Source organism: Streptomyces sp. NPDC048507 (assembly GCF_043199995.1).
Lineage (GTDB): Bacteria > Actinomycetota > Actinomycetes > Streptomycetales > Streptomycetaceae > Streptomyces.
On sequence record NZ_JBICWZ010000005.1, the window covers coordinates 225,605 to 246,626 of the forward strand.

A 21,022-nucleotide genomic window follows, 5' to 3' on the forward strand; every position below is an offset into this window, starting at 1 on the left:
CGGCCGGGAGGTGGCGGCGGATCAGCCCTCGGAGACCCCGAGCCGCTCCAGGATGAGCTCCTTGACGCGCGCGGCGTCGGCCTGGCCGCGGGTGGTCTTCATGACCGCGCCGACCAGGGCGCCGACGGCGGCGACCTTGCCGCCGCGGATCTTGTCGGCGATGGCCGCGTTGCCCGCGATGGCCTCGTCCACGGCCGCGCCCAGCGCACCCTCGTCCGAGACGACCTTCAGGCCGCGCTTGTCGACGACCTCGTCCGGGGTGCCCTCGCCGGCGAGGACGCCCTCCAGGACCTGGCGGGCCAGCTTGTCGTTGAGCTCACCGGCCGCCACCAGGGCCGCGACGCGCGCGACCTGGACGGGCGTGATGGGCAGCTCGTCGACGACGACGCCCTGCTCGTTCGCGTTGCGGGCCAGCTCGCCCATCCACCACTTGCGCGCGGCCGTCGAGTCGGCGCCCGCCTCGATGGTGGCGACGATGGAGTCCACCGCGCCCGCGTTGAGGATCGACTGCATGTCGTGCTCGGTGACGCCCCACTCCTGGAGGAGCCGGTTGCGGCGCACGCGCGGCATCTCGGGCAGACCGCCGCGCAGCTCCTCGACCCAGGCGCGGGCCGGGGCCACGGGGACCAGGTCCGGCTCCGGGAAGTAGCGGTAGTCCTCGGCGTTGTCCTTGATGCGGCCGGCCGTGGTGGAGCCGTCCTCCTCATGGAAGTGCCGGGTCTCCTGCACGATCGAGCCGCCCGAGGAGAGCACCGCCGCGTGGCGCTGGATCTCGAAGCGGGCCGCGCGCTCTACGGACCGCAGCGAGTTGACGTTCTTCGTCTCGCTGCGGGTGCCGAACGCGGACTCGGGGGTCGGGCGCAGCGACAGGTTCACGTCGCAGCGCATCTGGCCCTTGTCCATGCGGGCCTCGGAGACGCCGAGCGCCTTGATGACCTCGCGCAGCTCGGCGACGTACGCCTTGGCGACCTCCGGAGCCCGCGACCCCGCACCCTCGATGGGCTTGGTGACGATCTCGATGAGCGGGATGCCGGCGCGGTTGTAGTCCAGCAGGGAGTGGGAGGCGCCGTGGATGCGGCCGGTGGCGCCGCCGACGTGCAGCGACTTGCCGGTGTCCTCCTCCATGTGGGCGCGCTCGATCTCCACGCGGAAGATCTCGCCGTCCTCCAGCTGCACGTCGAGGAAGCCGTTGAAGGCGATCGGCTCGTCGTACTGGGAGGTCTGGAAGTTCTTCGGCATGTCCGGATAGAAGTAGTTCTTCCGGGCGAAGCGGCACCACTCGGCGATCTCGCAGTTCAGTGCGAGACCGATCTTGATGGCGGACTCGACGCCGATCGCGTTGACGACCGGGAGGGAGCCGGGCAGACCGAGGCAGGTCGGGCAGGTCTGCGAGTTGGGCTCGGCGCCCAGCTCGGTGGAACAGCCGCAGAACATCTTGGTCTTGGTGCCGAGCTCGACATGGACCTCCAGGCCCATGACGGGGTCGTACGACGCGAGGGCGTCCTCGTACGACATCAGTTCGGTGTAGGTGCTCACGGTGAAACTTCCCTCTCAGCCCAGCAGGACGTCGTCGTCGCCCAGGCGCTTCAGCTCGCGGTACAGGATCGCGAGGCCGGTGGCGATGGCGGCGGCGGACACGACGGCGTCGATCAGCTTCAGCGTGTCGTGGTCGGTGCGGGCCCTGCGGGCCTGCTTGATCACGCTGATGGCGCCGAAGGCGGTGGTGCCGATCGACAGGTAGGTACCGGACTTGGACTTCTTGAAGCCCTTGGCCTTGGACAGTGCACTGGTGCTCACAGCGACGGTGCCTCCTCAAGCAGCGGGTGACCCCAGCGCGCGACGAAGGCGGCCTCGACGGCGGCACCGACCTTGTAGAGCCGGTCGTCCTTCATCGCCGGGGCGATGATCTGGAGCCCGACCGGCAGACCGTCCTCCGGTGCCAGGCCGCAGGGCAGCGACATGGCGGAGTTGCCGGCCAGGTTGGTCGGGATGGTGCACAGGTCCGCGAGGTACATCGCCAGGGGGTCGTCACTGCGCTCGCCGATCGGGAAGGCGGTGGTCGGGGTCGTCGGGGAGACGATCACGTCGACCTTCTCGAAGGACTTCTCGAAGTCCTGCGTGATGAGCGTGCGGACCTTCTGCGCGGAGCCGTAGTACGCGTCGTAGTAGCCGGAGCTGAGCGCGTACGTGCCGAGGATGACGCGGCGCTTGACCTCGTCGCCGAATCCGGCTTCGCGGGTCAGGGCGGTGACGTCCTCGGCGGAGCGGGTGCCGTCGTCGCCGACGCGCAGGCCGTAGCGCATGGCGTCGAAGCGGGCCAGGTTCGAGGAGCACTCGGACGGCGCGATCAGGTAGTACGCGGCCATCGCGAGGTCGAAGGACGGGCAGTCCAGCTCGACGATCTCGGCGCCGAGCTCCTTGAGGAGCTCCACCGACTCGTTGAAGCGCTGGACGACACCGGCCTGGTAGCCCTCGCCGGCGAACTGCTTGACCACACCGACGCGCATGCCCGCGACGGAGCCGTTGCGGGCGGCCTCGACGACCGGCGGGACCGGGGCGTCGATGGAGGTGGAGTCGAGCGGGTCGTGGCCGGCGATGACCTCGTGCAGGAGGGCCGCGTCCAGGACCGTACGGGCGCAGGGGCCGCCCTGGTCGAGGGAGGAGGAGAAGGCGACCATGCCGTAGCGGGAGACCCCGCCGTACGTGGGCTTGACGCCGACGGTGCCGGTGACGGCGGCGGGCTGGCGGATGGAACCGCCGGTGTCCGTGCCGATGGCGAGGGGGGCCTGGAAGGCGGCGAGGGCCGCGGCGCTGCCGCCGCCGGAGCCGCCGGGGATCCGGGTGAGGTCCCAAGGGTTGCCGGTCGGGCCGTAGGCGCTGTTCTCGGTCGAGGACCCCATGGCGAACTCGTCCATGTTGGTCTTGCCGAGGATGACGACGTCGGCTTCCTTCAGCTTGCGCGTCAGGGTGGCGTCGTAGGGCGGGATCCAGCCTTCGAGGATCTTCGAACCGACGGTGGTCGGGACCCCGATGGTGGTGAAGATGTCCTTCAGCGCGAGCGGGACGCCGGCCAGCGGGCCGAGCTTCTGGCCGGCGGCCTTCTTGGCGTCGACGGCGCGGGCCTGCGCGAGGGCGCCCTCGCGGTCCACGTGCAGGAAGGCGTGCACCTTCTCGTCGGTCGCGTCGATGCGGGCCAGGTGGGCCTCGGTGACCTCGACGGCCGTGAGCTCGCCGGAGGCGATCTTCTCGGCGGTCTGGGCCGCCGTGAGCTTGATGATGTCGGTCATGGCTGTTAGTCCTCCCCCAGGATCTGCGGCACCTTGAAACGCTGCTGCTCCTGGGCGGGAGCGCCGGAAAGCGCCTGCTCGGGGGTGAGCGACGGACGGACCTCGTCGGCGCGCATGACGTTCGTCAGCGGCAGCGGGTGGGAGGTCGGCGGAACGTCTTGGTCGGCGACCTCGGAAACGCGGGCGACCGCGCCGATGATGTCGTCGAGCTGTCCAGCGAAGTGGTCGAGCTCTTCGCTCTTCAGCTCCAGACGTGCCAGCCGAGCGAGGTGGGCGACCTCCTCGCGCGTGATGCCAGGCATGCAGCGATCCTCTGGGGGTGGTGAGTGTGTAGGTTTCGCGCCCAATCCTATGGGGCCCGCCCCCCGACCCACTAAACGGTTACCCCCGGATGCCCGGCGGGCCCGCCGTACCCGCCGCCCCGGCCGCGCCTCAGCCGGCGCCGGTCGGGGTTTCCGAGGTGGCGGCGGCCGCGGCCGCGAGCTCGGCCGTGATGTCGGCCGGACGTCGCCAGCCGCGCTCACCGCGGGCCAGCAGCCACGCCGTGGCCTCCTGGGGAGGCATCGCGGCGGCGACCAGCCACCCCTGGACGGCGTCGCAGCCCAGGTCCCGCAGCCGCTCCCAGGTCTCGTCGTCCTCGACGCCCTCGGCGACGACCAGCAGGCCGAGGGAGTGCGCCAGGTCGACCGTGCACCGGACGATCTCCGCGTCCTGCGCGTCGACCGCCAGGCGGGCGACGAAGGACCGGTCGATCTTCAGCTCGCTGACCGGCAGCCGCCGCAGGTGCACGAGCGAGGAGTAGCCGGTGCCGAAGTCGTCCAGCGACATCTTCACCCCGTGCCCGGTCAGCCCCGCCATGGTGTCCGCGGCCCGCTGGGGGTCCTCCAGCAGGACGTGTTCCGTTATCTCCAGCTGGAGACCGCTCGCCGGCACCCCGTGCCGGGCCAGCCGTGCGGCGACCGCCCCCGCGAAGCCGGGGGTGTGGACGTCGCGCGGCGACACGTTGACGGCGACCGGCACCTTCAGGCCCTGGGCCCGCCACCGGGCGACCTGCGCGAGGGCCGTCTCCAGGACGTACTCGGTGAGGTGCGGCATCAGCCCGGAGGTCTCCGCGATGGCGATGAACTCGTCGGGCGGGACCCGTCCGCGCTCCGGGTGCACCCAGCGCACCAGCGCCTCCAGCCCGGCGACGTGCCCGTCGAAGCGGACCTTCGGCTGGTAGTGGAGTTCCACCTCGCCGGCGTCCAGGGCGCGCCGCAGGTCACCGAGGAGGCCGAGCCGGTCGGGGGTGTTGCTGTCCCGCTTGGACTCGTAGACCTCGACGCCGGTCCGGTCCCGCTTCGCCTGGTACATGGCGACGTCGGCGCGCCGCAGCAGGCCCTCCGCGTCCAGGGCGTGGTCGGGGAAGACGGCGAGCCCGGCGCTGGCCTCCAGGACGAGGGTGAGCCCGTCCAGGTCCAGCGGCGAGCTGAGCTCGGCGACCAGGTGGCGGGCGACGCGCTGGGCGCTGGTGGTGGAGTCCGCGACGGGCAGCAGGACGGCGAACTCGTCGCCGCCGAGCCGGGCCACCTCCGCGTCGGGCGGCAGCGCCTCCCGCAGCCGGTCCGCGATCTGGAGCAGCAGCCGGTCCCCCGCCAGATGGCCGAGCGTGTCGTTGACGGCCCGGAACCGGTCCAGGTCGATCAGCACGAGGGCCGCGCGGGTGCCCGACCGCTCCGCCTCGTCCAGCGCGGACCAGGTCCGCTCCAGCAGCCACTGCCGGTTCGGCAGGCCCGTCAGGGTGTCGCGCAGCTGCTCCTCGGCCCGGGCCCGGGCGATCCACAGGGTGGAGTCGAGCGCGATGAGCGGTACGGCGAACAGCGGCAGCAGCACCGGCTTCGCGCAGGCGACCACGCAGATCAGCGGGGCGATGCCGAGCAGGGCCGCGGCGACCAGCGCCTGGCGGAGCAGGGCGGTGCGGGCCACCGTGGGCAGCCCGCTGCCGGGCGGGTTGAGCGCGGACCACAGCAGGATCCGGGTGACGAGCAGGTAGGCGGCGGCCACCAGGACCACCTCGGGGACGGCCGCGAAGTCCCAGGTGGTCGGCAGCCACGGGGACTCGACGGTCGGCGCGTCGCCGAAGGCGGCCAGGACCAGGGCCCCGGCGGCGATGCCGAGGAGGTCGACGGAGCCGTGCAGCAGGCCCTGCCGCCAGCGGTGCCGGCGCGCGGCACCGACCAGGGAGACCACCGCGAGCGAGACGAGTCCGGCCGGGACCCAGCCGTAGAGGAGCAGGACGCCGAGGGTGAGGGCGGCGCCCGATCCGGTGCCGCCCCACCAGCGGTCCCGGCCCAGCGCGACCAGGTGGCCGACGATGATTCCCGTGAGCAGGGCCAGCGCCCAGCCGACCGTGCCCCCGGGGAACAGCGCCTGACGGCCGGTCAGTGCCGAGAGGGAGCCGCCGAGGAGGAGCACGGCCGACAGACCCACGATGACGACGGGCAGCACGGTGCGCCGCCGCCGTCCCGGGCCGCCCGGCCCCGCGTCGGGGGCGCGGTTCCCCGGCGTCCTGGCACCCAGGACACCGAGCCGGCCCGCCCGCATGGACGGGATGTCCCCGCCGAACTCAGGTGACGGGTCGGCGCTTTCGGTGGGTTTCATGCCCGTCCCTCTCACAGCCGGCGATGCCGATGTCACGCGATGGCCCCGGTGTCATGCCATCACGGCCGGAAGCGCGTCAGGCAGCCGTGCACGACAGGCACACCCCACAACAGTAGGACGCGAGAGGCTCCCAGGGGCAGCGGTCGGCGGCGGTTGCCCGAATGCGACCCAGCCATCCTCATCAGTACGGTATCCGCCGAACGGGTGAGTTTGGACCAGGACCCCCGGGTCACCCGTCCGATGATCCGACAGGCCACCGCCCCCCGGCCAGGCCTGTACCGGCCGTTTACCACCGGACACCGCGCCGGGCGTGCGCCCGCCCGTACGGCCGCACGCCGCGCATCCGTCCGCCCCGGCCGCTCCCTTGCGGTGCCCGCGTGCGGGCAGCCGCCGCGGCGGTCCCCCGATTACTGCTCGGCCGCGCCGTCGCCGTCCAGCGGGAGGGCAGCCTCGCGGGCCGCGTCCGGGCCCTGTTCGAGCAGGACCGCGAATCCGGCGTCGTCGAGGACGGCCAGTTTCAGCTGCACCGCCTTGTCGTACTTGGAGCCGGGGTTGTCGCCGACGACGACGAAGGAGGTCTTCTTCGACACCGATCCGGTCACCTTGGCCCCGCGGCTCTGCAGGGCCTCTTTCGCGCCGTCCCGGGTGTGGCTCGCCAGGGTGCCGGTGACGACGACGGTCAGGCCCTCCAGCGGCCGCGGCCCCACCTCCTCGCCGGAACCTTCCTCCTCCATCCGCACCCCGGCCTCGCGCCACTTGCGCAGGATCTCCTGGTGCCAGTCGACGGCGAACCACTCCTTGAGGGAGGCGGCGATGATCGCCCCGACGCCCTCGGTGGCCGTCAGCTCCTCCTCGGTGGCCCGCTCGATGCGCTCGATCGAGCGGAACTCGCGGGCGAGGGCCTCGGCGGCGACCGGGCCGACGTGCCGGATCGACAGGCCGTTGATGATGCGGGCGAGCGGGCGCTCCTTGGCCGCCGCGATGTTCTCCAGCATGGCGAGGGCGTTCTTGCGGGGCTCGCCCTTCTGGTTGGCGAAGACCGTGACGATCTTCTCCTCGCCGGTCTTCGGGTCCCGCTTGGGCAGCCCGCTGTCGTGGTCGAGGACGTACGCCTTGATGGGGAGCAGCTGCTCGATGGTCAGCCCGAAGAGGTCGCCCTCGTCCAGCAGCGGCGGCTCGGTGGGCTCCAGCGGGCCGGTGAGCGCGGCCGCGGCGACCATGCCGAAGTTCTCGATGTCCAGGCTCTGGCGGCCGCCGAGGTAGAAGAGCCGCTCGCGCAACTGGGCGGGGCAGGTCTGGCCGTTGGGGCAGCGGACGTCGATGTCCCCCTCTTTCATGGGCCGCAGCTCCGTGCCGCATTCGGGGCACTCGGCGGGCATCACGAACTCCCGCTCGCTGCCGTCGCGCAGGTCGACCACCGGCCCGAGGATCTCGGGGATGACGTCCCCGGCCTTGCGCAGCACGACGGTGTCCCCGATGAGCACGCCCTTGGCCTTGACGACCTCCTGGTTGTGCAGGGTCGCGAACTCCACCTCAGAGCCGGCCACCGTCACCGGCTCCACCTGCGCGTACGGGGTGACGCGCCCGGTCCGGCCGACGCCCACCTTGATGTCGATGAGCTTGGTGTTGACCTCCTCGGGCGCGTACTTCCAGGCGATGGCCCAGCGCGGGGCGCGGGCGGTGGAGCCGAGCCGGCCCTGGAGGCCGATCTCGTCGAGCTTGACGACCACGCCGTCGATCTCGTGCTCCACCGAGTGCCGGTTCTCGCCGAAGTGCGCGATGAAGGCGCGGACCTCGGCGAGCGAGGAGACCACCTTGTTGTGCTGGGCGGTGGGCAGCCCCCACTCGTGCAGCAGCTCGTACGCCTGCGACTGGCGCTCGATCGCGAAGCCCTCGCGGGCGCCGATGCCGTGCACCACCATGTGCAGCGGGCGGGTCGCGGTGACCTTCGGGTCCTTCTGGCGCAGCGAACCGGCGGCCGCGTTGCGCGGGTTGGCGAAGGGCTTGCCCTCGGCCTCGACGAGTCTCGCGTTGAGCTCCTCGAACTTCTCCATCGGGAAGAAGACCTCGCCGCGGATCTCGACCAGGGCCGGGATCCGCTCGCCCTTGAGGCGGTCCGGGATCTCGGCGATGGTGCGGACGTTGGGCGTGATGTCCTCGCCGGTGCGGCCGTCGCCGCGGGTGGCCGCGCGGGTGAGGCGGCCGTGCTCGTAGGTGAGGTTCACGGCGAGGCCGTCGACCTTCAGCTCGCACAGGTAGTGGTAGTCCGAGGTGTTCGCGTCACGGGCCACCCGCTCGGCCCAGGCGGCGAGTTCCTCGTCGTCGAAGGCGTTGTCGAGGGAGAGCATCCGCTCCCGGTGCTCGACGGACGCGAAGTCCGTCTCGTACGCCCCGGCGACCTTCTGGGTGGGCGAATCGGGCGTGCGCAGCTCGGGGTACTGCTCCTCCAGCGCCTCAAGCGAGCGCAGCAGCGTGTCGAACTCGGCGTCGCTGACGACCGGCTGGTCGTTCACGTAGTACCGGAAGCGGTGCTCCTCGACCTGCTCGGCGAGCAGCTGGTGCTGCTCGCGCACCGCCGCCGGTACTGCCGTGTCCTGCTGTTCGGCTGCCATGCCGTGTCCTCCCGTGGCCCGTCTCGACCGTCACTCAGGGTTGTCGGCGAGCGACCTCGCCGCTCTGACGCAGTGCGCCTGCACCGCGCGCGCGTAGGCGGGCGAGGCGCCCGCCAGCCCGCACGAGGGGGTGACCACGACGGACTCGGCGAGAGTCCCCGGGGACAGCCCCAGCCTGCGCCAGAGCTTCCTGACACCCATGACGCTACCGCCCGGGTCCGACAACGGGCCGTCGACGCCGGGTACCACTCCGGCGAAGAGTTTCGTGCCGCCTTCGACCGCCTCGCCGATGGCGTCGTCCTCGCGCTCGGTGAGCAAGGAGAAATCGAACGACACCCCCGTCGCACCGGCCCGGCGCAGCAGCGCGAAGGGGACCTCGGGGGCGCAGGAGTGCACGGTCACCTCACCGTCGTGGACGGCGAACAGCTCCCGGAGCGTGGATTCGACGACCTGCCGGTCGACGGCCCGGTAGGTGCGGTAGCCGCTGGCGGAGCGGACCCGGCCGAGCAGGACGGCGGTGAGCGAGGGTTCGTCGTACTGGAGGACGATCTCGGCGCCGGGGATGCGCTTGCGGACGTCGGCCAGGTGCTCGCGCACGCCCTCGGCGAGGGATCCGGCGAGGTCTCGGCAGGCTCCCGGGTCCTGGAGCAGGGCTTCGCCGCCGTGCAGTTCCAGGGCGGCGGCCAGGGTCCACGGGCCGACGGCCTGGACCTTGAGCCGGCCGGTGTACCCCTGGGTGAACTCCTCCAGGGCGTCGAGGTCCTCGCCGAGCCAGGAGCGGGCGCGCCGGGTGTCGCGGCCGGGTCGGTCGCTGATGCGCCAGCCGCTGGGCTCGACGTGCGCGTACAGGTCGACGAGCAGGCCGAGCGAGCGGCCGATCATGTCGGCGCCGGGTCCGCGGGCGGGGAGCTCGGGCAGGTACGGGAACTCCTCGAAGGAGCCGGTGACGGTCTTGGCGGCCTCGCGGGCGTCTCCGCCGGGCAGCGAGCCGACGCCGGTGGCGTTCGCGGTCACCGGCCCGGCCGCACGGTCAGGTCGTTGACCTCGGCGTCGCGCGGCAGGTCGACGGCCATGACGACGGTCGTCGCCACCGACTCGGGGTCGATCCAGTGGGCGGGGTCGTACTCCTTGCCCTCCTGGGAGTGCACCTTGGCCTGCATGGGGCTGGCGGTGCGGCCCGGGTAGACGGAGGTGACGCGGATGCCGTTCGGCTTCTCCTCGGCGCGCAGGGAGTCGGCGAGGGCCTTGAGGCCGTGCTTGGAGGCGGCGTAGGCGCTCCAGTCGGCGTGCGCGGCGAGGCCTGCTCCGGAGTTCACGAAGACGACGGTGGCCTTGGAGGCGCGCAGGGTGGGCAGCAGCAGCCGGGTGACCTCGGCGGGGGCGATGAGGTTGACGTTGAGCTGCTGGTGCCAGGTCTTGGGGCGCAGTTCCGCGACGGGTCCGAGGTCGACGACCCCGGCGATGTGCAGGAGGGAGTCGATCCGCTCGGGGACGGCCTGCTTGGAGAAGGCCCAGGAGAGCCGGTCGGGGTCCGCGAGGTCCCCGACGAGCACTCCGGCGCCGGGGAAGCGCTCGACGAGCTGCTTGCCGCGCGCGGCGTCGCGGGCCAGGAGGACGAGGTCGTCGCCGCGCGCGTGCAGGCGGGCCGCGACGGCGGCGCCGATGCCGGATCCGGCACCGGTGATCAGGTGAGTAGCCATACCGCCATGCTCGCACCCCGGCGCGGTGCCGCCGCGTCGCGCTGCCTCAGAGCGCGGCCCCGCGCAGGGCCGCGGCCGTCGCCGCCGCGTCGTAGCCGGCCGGGACCCCTTCGACGAGGATGACCTCGGCGGGGATGTGGTCCGTGCGCAGCGGGAGGATGGCCCGGTAGGCGTCGGAGGCGTACCAGGCGCGGGCCCGGTCCATGTCGGGGAAGCCGATGACGACGACGGTGCCGGGGAAGGGGCCCTCCAGGACCTCCACCTCCGCGCCGTGCACGAGGAACCGGCCCTCGAAGGGGTCCAGCGTCGACTGCATGGTCTCGATGTAGCGGAGGATGTCCTCGTTCATCGTGACGGGGCGCAGGTGGGCTATGGCGTAGGCGGTCACGGTGTACTCCCCTGTCGTGTCGGCGGACCCGGTGGTGCGGCCCTCGGTGCCGATCATGTCAGGGGGCGCACGCGGCGGCGATGACCCCGGAGGTCATGCCCGCGTGCTCACGCCTCCGCGAGGGCGGGGCGGAAGGTGCGCCGGTAGGCGATCGGCGAGGTGCCGAGCGAGGCCCTCATGTGCTGGCGCAGGGAGTTGCCCGAACCGAAGCCGGCCCGGTGCGCGACCAGGTCCACCGGCAGGTCGCTGGACTCCAGCAGGTCGCGGGCCAGTTCCAGGCGCTGGACGGTGAGCCACTGGACCGGGGTCATGCCGACCTCGTCGCGGAAGCGGCGGGTGAAGGTCCGCAGGCTCATCCGGGCGTGACCGGCGAGCTCGGCGAGGGTGACCGGCTCGGCGAGCCGCTCCAGGGCCCAGGCACGGGTGGCGGTGGTGGTGGCGACGGTGGGTTCGGGGACGGGCCGGTCGATGTACTGGGCCTGGCCGCCGTCGCGCCACGGCGGTACGACGCACAGGCGGGCGGCGCGGTTGGCGACGGCGGTGCCGTGGTCGGCGCGGATCAGGTAGAGGCAGAGATCGATGCCGGCGGCGACGCCCGCCGAGGTGAGGACGTCGCCGTCGTCCACGAAGAGCACGTCCTCGTCGAGCAGCACGTGCGGGAAGGCGCGCTGGAACTCCGGGGCGTGGACCCAGTGCGTGGTGGCGCGCCGTCCGTCGAGCAGTCCGGCGGCGGCGAGCACCTCGGAGCCGGTGCAGATGGACACGGTCCGGGTCCCGGGCCGGATCCGGGCGAGGGCGGCGGCGAGGGCCGGCGGCAGGGGCTCGCCGCGCAGCAGCCCGGGCATGGCGTGGGTGGGCGGGATGATCACGGTGTCGGCCGCGGCGAGCGCCTCGGGGCCGGCCGTGACGCCGATGGTGAAGCCCGCGTCGCTGGCGACGGGCTGCCCGTCGGGGGTGCAGACGGTGACCTCGTACAGGGGGCCGCCGTCTTCCGCGCGGGCGTTGCCGAACACGCGGGAGGGCATGCCGAGCTCGAACGGGGCGACGCCCTCCAGGGCGAGTACGGCGATTCTCTGCACAACGGACATGGCCAGATTCTGTCAGATGGTGGCCGTCCGGCCAACACCATGCGGGGCCGGATGCCGCCAGGCTGGGGTCACCGGCCGGGAAACCCCGTCCGGAGCACCCCGAACACCAGCAAGGAGACAGTCATGCGCGCGGTCGTCGTGAGCCAGTGGGGCGGACCGGAGGTTCTCACCGAGGTCGAGACGGAGCGTCCGGAGCCGGGCCTGAACGAGATCCTCGTCCGGGTCCACGCGGCCGGCGTGAACCCGGTGGACTGGAAGACCCGGGCCAGCGGCGGGCTCATCGCCTGGGGCGAGGTCCCGATGGTCGGCTGGGACGTCTCGGGCACCGTCGCGGCGGTCGGCCCCGGCGTGACGCTGTACCGCGAGGGCGACGAGGTGTACGGCATGCCGCACTTCCCGCGTCAGGCGGGCGGCTACGCCGAGTACGTGGTCGCCCCGGCCCGGCACTTCGCCCGCAAGCCGGCCGCGCTGGACCACGTACAGGCGGCGGCCCTGCCGCTGGCGGCGCTGACCGCCTGGCAGGCCCTGGTGGACACGGCCGGGGTCACGGCCGGACAGCGGGTCCTGGTCCACGCGGCGGCCGGCGGGGTCGGCCACCTGGCGGTGCAGATCGCCAAGGCCCGCGGCGCGTACGTGATCGGCACGGCCAGCGCGGCCAAGCACGGGCTGCTGCGCGAGCTGGGCGCCGACGAGGTGCTCGACTACCGCACCACGGACTTCGAGGACGCCGTGAGCGACGTGGACGTCGTGCTCGACGCGGTGGGCGGGGACTACGGACGGCGCTCGCTGGCGGTCCTCAAGCCCGGCGGGCACCTGGTGACGCTGCCGGGCCCGGACGGCCTGCCGGCCGACCCGCGGGGCGTGCACGCCTCCTGGGTGCTGGTGGAGCCGGACCTGGGAGGCCTGCGGGAAATCGCCGCCCTCGCCGACCAGGGCCTGCTGAAGCCCCTGATCGACACGGTCCTGCCGCTGGAACAGGCCGCGAAGGCCCACGAGATCGGCGAGCGGGGCCGCACCACCGGCAAGATCGTCCTGACGGTGGCGTAGCCGCCCCGGATCAGACCGCGGCGGCGGCCCGGGTGGTCGTGGCGATGGTGGCGGAGCCGAGCACGCGGGTGCCGTCGTAGAGGACGATCGCCTGGCCGGGGGCCACGCCGCGGACCGGCTCGGCGAAGCTGACGCGCAGCTCGTCGTCCACCATCTCGGCGAAGACCTCGCTCTCGCCGCCGTGGGCGCGCAGCTGAGCGGTGTACGTGCCCGGGGCGGCGGCCGTGGAGCCGCACCAGCGGGGGCGGATCGCGGTGAGGGCGCTGACGTCGAGGGCCTCGACGGGGCCGACGGTGACGGTGTTGTTCACCGGGGAGATGTCGAGGACGTAGCGGGGCTTGCCGTCGGGCGCGGGGTGGCCGATGCGCAGTCCCTTGCGCTGGCCGATGGTGAAGCCGAAGGCGCCCTCGTGGGTGCCGACCTTCTCGCCGGTCTCGTCGACGATGTCGCCCTCGGCCCGGCCCAGGCGGTCCGCGAGGAAGCCCTGGGTGTCGCCGTCGGCGATGAAGCAGATGTCGTGGCTGTCGGGCTTCTTCGCCACGGCGAGGCCGCGGGACTCGGCCTCGGCGCGGATCTCTTCCTTGGTGGTGAGGGTGTCGCCGAGCGGGAAGAGGGCGTGGGCGAGCTGCTTCTCGTCGAGGACGCCGAGGACGTAGGACTGGTCCTTGGCCATGTCGCTGGCGCGGTGCAGCTCGCGGGTGCCGTCGGCGTTCAGGACGACGGTGGCGTAGTGGCCGGTGCAGACGGCGTCGAAGCCGAGGGCGAGGGCCTTGTCGAGGAGCGCCGCGAACTTGATCTTCTCGTTGCAGCGCAGGCAGGGGTTCGGGGTCCGGCCGGCCTCGTACTCGGAGACGAAGTCCTCGACGACGTCCTCGCGGAAGCGCTCGGCGAGGTCCCAGACGTAGAAGGGGATGCCGATGACGTCGGCGGCGCGGCGGGCGTCGCGGGAGTCCTCGATGGTGCAGCAGCCGCGGGCGCCGGTCCGGAAGGACTGCGGGTTCGCGGAGAGCGCCAGGTGGACGCCGGTGACGTCGTGCCCGGCTTCGACCGCGCGGGCGGCGGCGACGGCGGAGTCCACGCCGCCGGACATGGCGGCCAGGACGCGAAGGGGGCGGGCGGTGCGCGGCAGGTTCTCAGTCATAGCACCGTCCAGGGTACGGGGAACCGCGCGGGGGTACGGCGCGTTATCGCCTGTGGGGGGTGGATCACGTGGTGGAACGGGATCGGCAGGGCAAGGAGGACCGGGGGAATCCGGGCAAGGGGGGCGGGCGGCGGACCCGGCGGGCGGTGCTCTTCGGCGGGCTCGGGGTGCTCGCCGTGGCGGGGCTCGCGGGCCGGGAGGAGATCGGCCGGGCCTGGTGGCTGCTGCCGGGGGTGGGCAAGCCCCGCAAGGAGGGCGAGCTGGACCACGCGGAGGCGAGCTGGACGGCCGCCTCCCCGGCGAACTGGCGCAGGGCGGACCGGCCCGAGGACTACCGGGTGGACCGGATCGTGGTGCATGTCACCCAGGGCAGCTTCGCGTCGTCGGTGGACGCCTTCAAGAACCCCTTCCACAAGGCGTCGGCGCACTACATAGTCCGCAAGGACGGCCACGTGGAACAGATGGTGCGCGAGCTGGACGTGGCCTTCCACTCCGGCAACCGCTCCATGAACGAGCGCAGCGTCGGCATCGAGCACGAGGGGTTCGTGGACCGCCCGCAGGACTTCACGGACGCCCTGTACGCGGCATCGGCGCGGCTGGCCGCCGATGTCTGCCGCCGCTACGGCATACCGGCGGACCGGACGCACTTCCTGGGGCACTCCGAGGTCCCGGGCGCCGACCACACGGATCCGGGCCCCCACTGGGACTGGGACCGCTACCTCGGGCTGGTCCGCGCCGAGCTCGCGGCCCCGGCCCCCGTACCGACGCCGACGCCGACTCGGACGCCGGGCCCCGCTTAGCTCAGGCCCGCCGTGCGGGCGCGGTCCACGGCCGGGCCGATGGCGGCGGCCACCGCGGCGACGTCCTCCTTCGTGGAGGTGTGGCCGAGGGAGAACCGCAGGGTGCCGCGGGCGAGCTGCGGGTCGGTGCCCGTCGCCAGCAGGACGTGGCTGGGCTGGGCGACGCCGGCGGTGCAGGCGGAGCCGGTGGAGCATTCGATGCCCTGCGCGTCCAGGAGCAGCAGCAGGGAGTCGCCCTCGCAGCCGGGGAAGCTGAAGTGGGCGTTGGCCGGGAGCCGGTCGTCCGGGTCGCCGCCGAGCACGGCGTCGGGGACGGCGGCCAGCACGGCGCGGACGAGGTCGTCGCGCAGGGCGCCGACCTCCGCGGCGAAGGTCTCGCGCCGCTCGGCGGCGAGCACCGCCGCGACGGCGAAGGCGGCGATGGCCGGGACGTCGAGGGTGCCCGAGCGGACGTGCCGCTCCTGCCCGCCGCCGTGCAGGACGGGGACGGGGCTCTGGTCGCGGCCCAGCAGCAGCGCGCCGATCCCGTACGGGCCGCCGATCTTGTGCCCGCTGACGGTCATGGCGGCGAGGCCGCTGTCGCCGAAGCGGACGTCGAGCTGACCGAGGGCCTGCACCGCGTCGGAATGCATCGGGATGGCGAACTCGCGCGCGATGGCGGCCAGTTCGCGGACCGGCAGGACGGTGCCGATCTCGTTGTTGGCCCACATGACGGTGGCCAGCGCCACGTCCTCGGGGGCCCGCTCGACCGCTTCGCGGAAGGCCTCGGGGTGGACGCGCCCGTAGCGGTCGACGGGCAGGTACTCCACCCGCGCGCCCTCGTGCTCGGCGAGCCAGTGCACGGCATCGAGGACGGCGTGGTGTTCGACGGGGCTGGCGAGGACGCGGGTGCGGGCGGGATCCGCGTCGCGGCGGGCCCAGTACAGGCCCTTGACGGCGAGGTTGTCCGCCTCGGTGCCGCCCGCGGTGAAGACCACCTCGCTCGGGCGGGCGCCGAGGGCCTCGGCGAAGGACTCGCGGGCCTCCTCGACGGTGCGGCGGGCCCGGCGGCCGGCGGCGTGCAGGGAGGACGCGTTGCCCGTGGCGGCGAACTGCGCGGTCATCGCCGCGGCGGCTTCCGGCAGCATCGGCGTGGTCGCGGCGTGGTCGAGGTAGGCCATGATCCCCCGATTCTACGAGTCCCCGCGGCCCGGGGGTTCCCCGCGGTACGAGCAAGGCGCGCGGGCGGCCGCCCGGGCCCCCGCGGGGCGGCTCCCGGGCCGGGCGGGGGCCGGGGGTTACGGGCGCGGGGCGCGGGCCAGTTGGCGGGACTGGGCCACCAGCCGGTCCGCGGAGTCCCAGACCTCGGCGTCCTCCTCCAGGAAGCCCCCGGCCAGGTTGCGGGTGACGATGGCCACCCGCAGCGGCCCGGGGGCCGGGCGGCGGCGGACGTGCGCGGTGAGTTCCACGGTCGGCGCCCAGCCCACCAGGCCGAGGTCGAAGGCGGTCGGCGGGAGCGCGTCCACCGCGAGCAGCAGCGAGAGCGGATCGGCGTCGCGGCCGTCGGCCAGCCCGAACCAGGCCCGCATCTCCCCCTTGCCGGAGGGTGCGCCGACCGCCCAGCCGGCCGTCGCGGGGTCCAGCCGCAGCAGGAGGCGGTCGACGATGGCGGAGCTGCCGGGGATCGGGGCCGGGCCGGCCTCGGGCCCGAGGCAGTCCTCGTAGGCGGGCATGACGGGCGGCCGCGCCGTGGTGTGCGCGGAGTCCGGGAGGGCCGCGAGGTCCCCGTACGAGGCGAGGACGCGGATGCGCTCGACCTCGGCGCCGTTCTCGTCGAACTGGAACAGGGAGGCCTGGCCGGTGGAGAGGCCGCGGCCGGCCCGGACGACCTGGGTGCGGATCACGGCGGGGCCGGGCACCGAGGAGGTCAGGTAGTGGGCGGAGACGGTGAAGGGGTCCGGGTGCGGCAGGGCTGCCGACAGGGCCCGGCCGACCAGGGCCAGCAGGTATCCGCCGTTGACGGCGGTGATGATCGTCCAGCCGGCGGAGAGCTCCGCGTCGTACACCCCGGGCTCGCCCGCGCGGGGGGCGATGGTGGTGTCGCGGTCGAACTCGCTGTCGCCGATGGCGGCCTGGGCAGCTGCGTATGACATGGCTCGACGGTACACCGCTAAGCTACTGAGCGGTAGCTTTTTCTAGGGCTCTTCGGCCACGGCGGACCGGCGGTTCCAGGCCAGCGGTGCCCGCCAGTGGTAGCGCATCGCGAGCAGGCGCAGCACGAAGGTGGTGACGATGGCGATGCCGGTCGTCACGGCGTTGAGCACGTCCAGGCCGATGAAGACGGCCACCATCGAGGCGCCGGCCATCGCCGGGACGGCGTACATCTCGCGGTCGCGCAGCAGCGAGGGCACCTCGTTGACGAGGACGTCGCGCAGCACGCCGCCGCCGACGGCCGTGGCCAGGCCGAGCGCGGCGGACGCGGTCAGGCCCAGGCCGTACTCGTAGGCCTTGGTGGTGCCGGTGACGCAGAACAGGGCGAGGCCGGCGGCGTCGAAGACGTTGATCGCCCGGTTGATGCGCTGCACCTCGGGGTGCAGGAAGAAGACGAGCGCGGCGGCCACCAGGGGCGTGACGAAGAAACTGAGCTCGCCGAAGGCGGCGGGCGGCACGGCGCCGATCACCAGGTCGCGGAAGAGACCGCCGCCGAGGGCGGTGACGAGGGCGAGGACGGCGATGCCGAAGACGTCGAAGTTCTTGCGTACGGCGAGCAGGGCGCCGGCCGTGGCGAAGACGAAGATGCCCGCGAGGTCCAGGGCGTGCTGGACGTCGGGCGGGAAGAGATCGTGGAGCACCCCGACATTGTCGCCCGCCGGTGGGGGTGGCTCCGCCGGTTGGCTCCGCCGGTCGCACGGTACGGCGGAGCCGGCCGGCGGGCCGCCCGGGTGCCGGACCCACGGGCGCCGGGGGCCGGCGGGGGCCGGGCCGGCGGGCCCTGTCGGGTGCCGGGCCCGCTTGCCCCGGACGGCGGCGGGGCCGGGCCGGGCGTGCGGGGGTGGTGGGCAGGCCGCTACTCCGGCCCACCGCCCCCGCGGCCCCTGCGCCCGGCCGGGCTACGGCGCGACCGCCTCCACCGCGTCCGCCGCGCCCGGCAGCGCCGGGTCGCCCGGCGCCTGGTCGGGGGCGTTCTCCGGGTGGTGGCACGCCACCTGGTGCCCGGTCTTCAGGGCCACCAGCGGCGGGTCCACCTTCGTGCACATCTCCGTCGCCTTCCAGCACCGCGTGTGGAAGCGGCAGCCGGACGGCGGGGAGATCGGCGAGGGCACGTCGCCCTTCAGCAGGATGCGGCCGCTCTTCGCGCCGCGCCGCCTCGGGTCCGGTACCGGCACGGCCGACATCAGCGCCGTGGTGTACGGGTGCATCGGGGCCCCGTACAGCGACGTGCGGTCGGCCAGCTCCACGATCTTGCCGAGGTACATCACCGCGATGCGGTCCGAGACGTGCCGGATGACCGACAGGTCGTGCGCGATGATCACGTACGTGAGGCCGAGCTCCTCCTGGAGGTCGTCCAGCAGGTTCACCACCTGCGCCTGGATCGACACGTCCAGCGCCGACACCGGCTCGTCCGCGACGACCAGCTTCGGCTTCAGGGCGAGCGCCCGCGCGATGCCGATGCGCTGGCGCTGGCCGCCGGAGAACTCGTGCGGGTAGCGGTTGAAGTGCTCGGGGTTCAGCCCGACCAGCGACAGCAGCCGCTGCACCTCCGCCTTTAGGCCGCCTTCGGGGGTGACCTTCTGCAGCCGGAACGGCGCCCCGACGATCGTGCCGACGGTGTGCCGCGGGTTCAGCGAGCCGTACGGGTCCTGGAAGATCATCTGCACGTCGCGGCGGAGCGGGCGCATGCCGGAGACGCCCAGGTGAGTGATGTCCCGGCCCTCGAACTCGATCTTCCCGCTGGTCGGTTCGAGCAGCCGGGTGATGAGCCGACCCATGGTGGACTTGCCGCAGCCGGACTCGCCGACGATGCCGAGGGTCTCGCCCCGCCGGACCTCGAAGTCGATGCCGTCCACGGCCTTGACGGCCCCGGCCTGGCGGCGCAGCAGCCCCTTGCTGATCGGGAAGTGCTTGACCAGCCCGCTCACCTTCAGCAGCGCGTCCCCGTGGTCGGCCTCGGGCGTCTCGGGAGTCTCAGGCGTCTCGGGCTTCTCGGGCGTCTCGGTCACGGTCTCGCTCACAGCTTCGGCGCAATCTCTTCGGTCCAGATCCGGGTCCGCTCCTCCTGCGACATGTGGCAGGCGGACCAGTGCAGGCTCTCGTCCTGGGTCAGCTCGGGACGCACGGTGCGGGTGATGCCGCCCTTGGGGACGTCGGCGTACGGGCACCGCGGGTTGAACGCACAGCCGTCCGGGATGTTGATGAGACTGGGCGGCGAGCCCTTGACCGGGATCAGCCGCTCGGTCTGCTCGCGGTCGATGCGCGGCATGGAACCGAGCAGGCCCCAGGTGTAGGGGTGCCGGGGGCCGTAGAAGACCTTCTCGGCGGTCCCGCGCTCGACGCACCGGCCGCCGTACATCACGAGGATGTCGTCGGCCATCTCGGCGACCACGCCGAGGTCGTGCGTGATCATGATGACCGCGGAGCCGAACTCCTTCTGGAGGTCCCGGATCAGATCGAGGATCTGCGCCTGGACGGTGACGTCCAGGGCCGTGGTCGGCTCGTCCGCGATGAGCAGTTCCGGGTTGTTGACCAGCGCCATCGCGATCATCGCGCGCTGGCGCATGCCGCCGGAGAACTCGTGCGGGTAGGCGTCCACGCGCTGGTGCGGCTCCGGGATGCCGACGCGGTCGAGCATCTCGATCGCGCGGGTGCGGGCCTTCTTCTTGTCGACGTCGTGGTGGGTCCGGTACGCCTCGACGATCTGCTTGCCCACCGAGTAGTACGGGTGCATCGCGGACAGCGGGTCCTGGAAGACCATCGCCATCTTGCGCCCGCGCAGGCGCCGCACGCGGTCGGCGTCGGCCGCGACCAGGTCCTCGCCGTCGAGCACGACCTCGCCCGAGATGTGCGGGCGGCTGCGGGCGTTGCCGGTGCGGTGCAGGCCCATGATGGCCAGCGAGGTGACCGACTTGCCGGAGCCGGACTCGCCCACGATGCCGAGGGTCTTGCCGCGTTCCAGGTCGAAGGAGAGGCCGTCGACGGACTTGACCAGGCCGTCGTCGGTCGGGAAGTGCACCCGCAGGTCGCGCACCGAGAGGAAGGGGGCCCCGTCGGCCGGTCCCGCCTGCTCGGGCACGAAGGCGGGCGCGCCGTTGTTCTGGTTCTTGCTCACGTCAGCCTCACGCGCGGGTCGATGACGGCGTACAGCAGGTCCACGATCAGGTTGGCCATCACCACGAAGAGCGCGGCGAGCAGGGTGACGCCCATGATCACGGGCAGGTCGCCCTGGCTGATGGCGGCGACGGCCGCCGTTCCCAGGCCCTGGAAGTTGAACGTGGTCTCGGTGAGCACCGCGCCGCCGAGGAGACCGCCGAGGTCCAGGCCGAACATGGTGACGATCGGCGTGAGCGTGGAGCGCAGGGCGTGTTTGCGGATGACCACGCCCTCCTTGAGGCCCTTGGCCCGGGCGGTGCGGATGTAGTCCTCGCCGAGGACTTCCAGCATGGTCGCCCGGGTGATGCGGGCGTAGGTCGCGGCGAAGAGGAAGGCGAGGGTGACCCAGGGCAGGATCAGGCTGTTGAGCCAGGCCAGTGGATCCTCGGTCAGGGGTTTGTAGTTGGAGACGTCCAGCCAGCCGAGGCTGTAGACGAAGATCGCCGGGGCGACCATGCCGGTGAAGAAGATCGGCAGCGAGACGCCCGCGAGCGCGCCGACCATCACGGTGCGGTCGATGGCGGTCCTGCGTTTGAGCGCGGAGACGACGCCGGTGGCCACGCCCGCGAGCACCCAGATGACCGCCGCGCCGAGGGCGAGCGAGAGGGTGACGGGGATGCGGTCCATCATGGTCTGCCAGACGGGCGCCTCGGTCTTGAAGGAGTAACCGAAGCACGGGGCGGCGCAGTGGGTGACGCCCGTACCGCCGTCGTAGTCGCGGCCGGCGAAGATTCCCTTGACGAAGAGCAGGTACTGCTCGGAGATCGGCTTGTCGAAGCCCATCTTGACGCGGATGCCCGCCAGGGCGGTCTCGTTGGTCTCGCGTCCGGCGTACATGAGCGCGGGATCGCTGCCGGTCAGCTTCGGGACCGCGAAGAAGATGCCGAAGGTGACCACGGAGACCACCAGCAGCGTGGCGGCGACGTTGAACAGCCGCCGTATGAGGTAGACGAGCACTGCAGTCGGCCGCCCG

At 72.8% G+C, this 21,022-nt stretch carries 19 protein-coding genes; 2 read left to right on the forward strand and 17 right to left on the reverse strand.

Annotated features, from left to right (window positions below):
• Window positions 1-21: 21 nt before the first annotated feature.
• The 10 genes from gatB to ACGFXC_RS17065 form a co-directional block, all read right to left on the reverse strand.
• Window positions 22-1,515 carry an Asp-tRNA(Asn)/Glu-tRNA(Gln) amidotransferase subunit GatB gene (gatB, locus tag ACGFXC_RS17020; RefSeq protein WP_393713799.1) on the reverse strand — a complete coding sequence of 498 codons (1,494 nt, stop codon included), beginning with the start codon at window positions 1,513-1,515 and terminating at the stop codon, window positions 22-24.
• 36 nt (window positions 1,516-1,551) lie between these two features.
• Window positions 1,552-1,797 (reverse strand): hypothetical protein, encoded by a 246-nt coding sequence (locus ACGFXC_RS17025; RefSeq protein WP_393713477.1) that lies wholly within the window; start codon window positions 1,795-1,797, stop codon window positions 1,552-1,554.
• Window positions 1,794-3,287 (reverse strand): Asp-tRNA(Asn)/Glu-tRNA(Gln) amidotransferase subunit GatA, encoded by a 1,494-nt coding sequence (gene gatA / locus ACGFXC_RS17030; protein WP_393713478.1) that lies wholly within the window; start codon window positions 3,285-3,287, stop codon window positions 1,794-1,796. The genes ACGFXC_RS17025 and gatA overlap by 4 nt, the downstream gene beginning before the upstream one ends.
• A gap of 5 nt (window positions 3,288-3,292) precedes the next feature.
• On the reverse strand, window positions 3,293-3,589 hold the full coding sequence (gatC, locus tag ACGFXC_RS17035; protein WP_007266718.1) for an Asp-tRNA(Asn)/Glu-tRNA(Gln) amidotransferase subunit GatC: 297 nt from the start codon (window positions 3,587-3,589) through the stop codon (window positions 3,293-3,295).
• A gap of 130 nt (window positions 3,590-3,719) precedes the next feature.
• The gene (locus tag ACGFXC_RS17040) at window positions 3,720-5,927 is read right to left on the reverse strand and encodes a putative bifunctional diguanylate cyclase/phosphodiesterase (RefSeq protein ID WP_393713480.1); all 2,208 of its coding nucleotides are present in this window, start codon (window positions 5,925-5,927) and stop codon (window positions 3,720-3,722) included.
• Window positions 5,928-6,334: 407 nt separating this feature from the next.
• Window positions 6,335-8,539, reverse strand: coding sequence for an NAD-dependent DNA ligase LigA (gene ligA, locus ACGFXC_RS17045; RefSeq protein WP_393713481.1), 2,205 nt, complete (start codon window positions 8,537-8,539; stop codon window positions 6,335-6,337).
• A gap of 30 nt (window positions 8,540-8,569) precedes the next feature.
• Window positions 8,570-9,553: a methionine synthase gene (locus tag ACGFXC_RS17050; protein WP_393713483.1), complete on the reverse strand. Its 984-nt coding sequence runs from the start codon at window positions 9,551-9,553 to the stop codon at window positions 8,570-8,572.
• Window positions 9,550-10,239 (reverse strand): SDR family oxidoreductase, encoded by a 690-nt coding sequence (locus tag ACGFXC_RS17055; protein ID WP_393713485.1) that lies wholly within the window; start codon window positions 10,237-10,239, stop codon window positions 9,550-9,552. The genes ACGFXC_RS17050 and ACGFXC_RS17055 overlap by 4 nt, the downstream gene beginning before the upstream one ends.
• Window positions 10,240-10,285: 46 nt before the next feature.
• Window positions 10,286-10,627, reverse strand: coding sequence for a DUF1330 domain-containing protein (locus tag ACGFXC_RS17060; RefSeq protein ID WP_393713801.1), 342 nt, complete (start codon window positions 10,625-10,627; stop codon window positions 10,286-10,288).
• 107 nt (window positions 10,628-10,734) lie between these two features.
• Entirely contained in the window at window positions 10,735-11,715 is a 981-nt protein-coding gene (locus tag ACGFXC_RS17065; RefSeq protein ID WP_393713486.1) for a GlxA family transcriptional regulator, read from the reverse strand.
• Window positions 11,716-11,838: 123 nt separating this feature from the next.
• Between ACGFXC_RS17065 and ACGFXC_RS17070 the strand changes: the two genes are divergently transcribed.
• Window positions 11,839-12,762, forward strand: coding sequence for an NADP-dependent oxidoreductase (locus ACGFXC_RS17070; RefSeq protein WP_393713488.1), 924 nt, complete (start codon window positions 11,839-11,841; stop codon window positions 12,760-12,762).
• A 10-nt stretch (window positions 12,763-12,772) separates the two neighbouring features.
• Here ACGFXC_RS17070 and mnmA read toward each other — a convergent pair whose 3' ends face one another.
• Entirely contained in the window at window positions 12,773-13,903 is a 1,131-nt protein-coding gene (gene mnmA, locus ACGFXC_RS17075; protein WP_393713490.1) for a tRNA 2-thiouridine(34) synthase MnmA, read from the reverse strand.
• A gap of 71 nt (window positions 13,904-13,974) precedes the next feature.
• Between mnmA and ACGFXC_RS17080 the strand changes: the two genes are divergently transcribed.
• Complete coding sequence (locus ACGFXC_RS17080) at window positions 13,975-14,703, forward strand: N-acetylmuramoyl-L-alanine amidase (protein WP_393713491.1); 729 nt, start codon at window positions 13,975-13,977, stop codon at window positions 14,701-14,703.
• Here the strand turns inward: ACGFXC_RS17080 and ACGFXC_RS17085 are convergent.
• The 6 genes from ACGFXC_RS17085 to ACGFXC_RS17110 all read right to left on the reverse strand — a co-directional run bounded on the left by ACGFXC_RS17085 (window position 14,700) and on the right by ACGFXC_RS17110 (window position 21,006).
• Complete coding sequence (locus ACGFXC_RS17085; protein ID WP_393713493.1) at window positions 14,700-15,863, reverse strand: cysteine desulfurase family protein; 1,164 nt, start codon at window positions 15,861-15,863, stop codon at window positions 14,700-14,702. The two genes, ACGFXC_RS17080 and ACGFXC_RS17085, sit on opposite strands and share 4 nt — an antisense overlap.
• A 117-nt stretch (window positions 15,864-15,980) precedes the next feature.
• The gene (locus ACGFXC_RS17090; protein ID WP_393713495.1) at window positions 15,981-16,835 is read right to left on the reverse strand and encodes a thioesterase family protein; all 855 of its coding nucleotides are present in this window, start codon (window positions 16,833-16,835) and stop codon (window positions 15,981-15,983) included.
• A gap of 42 nt (window positions 16,836-16,877) precedes the next feature.
• Complete coding sequence (locus tag ACGFXC_RS17095; protein ID WP_362123862.1) at window positions 16,878-17,534, reverse strand: trimeric intracellular cation channel family protein; 657 nt, start codon at window positions 17,532-17,534, stop codon at window positions 16,878-16,880.
• 258 nt (window positions 17,535-17,792) lie between these two features.
• A complete protein-coding gene (locus ACGFXC_RS17100; protein ID WP_393713497.1) occupies window positions 17,793-18,914 on the reverse strand; it encodes an ABC transporter ATP-binding protein in 1,122 nt (373 codons plus the stop codon).
• Complete coding sequence (locus ACGFXC_RS17105) at window positions 18,911-19,972, reverse strand: ABC transporter ATP-binding protein (RefSeq protein ID WP_393713803.1); 1,062 nt, start codon at window positions 19,970-19,972, stop codon at window positions 18,911-18,913. Before ACGFXC_RS17105 ends, ACGFXC_RS17100 begins: the two co-directional genes overlap by 4 nt.
• 32 nt (window positions 19,973-20,004) lie before the next feature.
• Window positions 20,005-21,006 (reverse strand): ABC transporter permease, encoded by a 1,002-nt coding sequence (locus ACGFXC_RS17110; RefSeq protein WP_393713499.1) that lies wholly within the window; start codon window positions 21,004-21,006, stop codon window positions 20,005-20,007.
• Window positions 21,007-21,022: the final 16 nt, after the last annotated feature.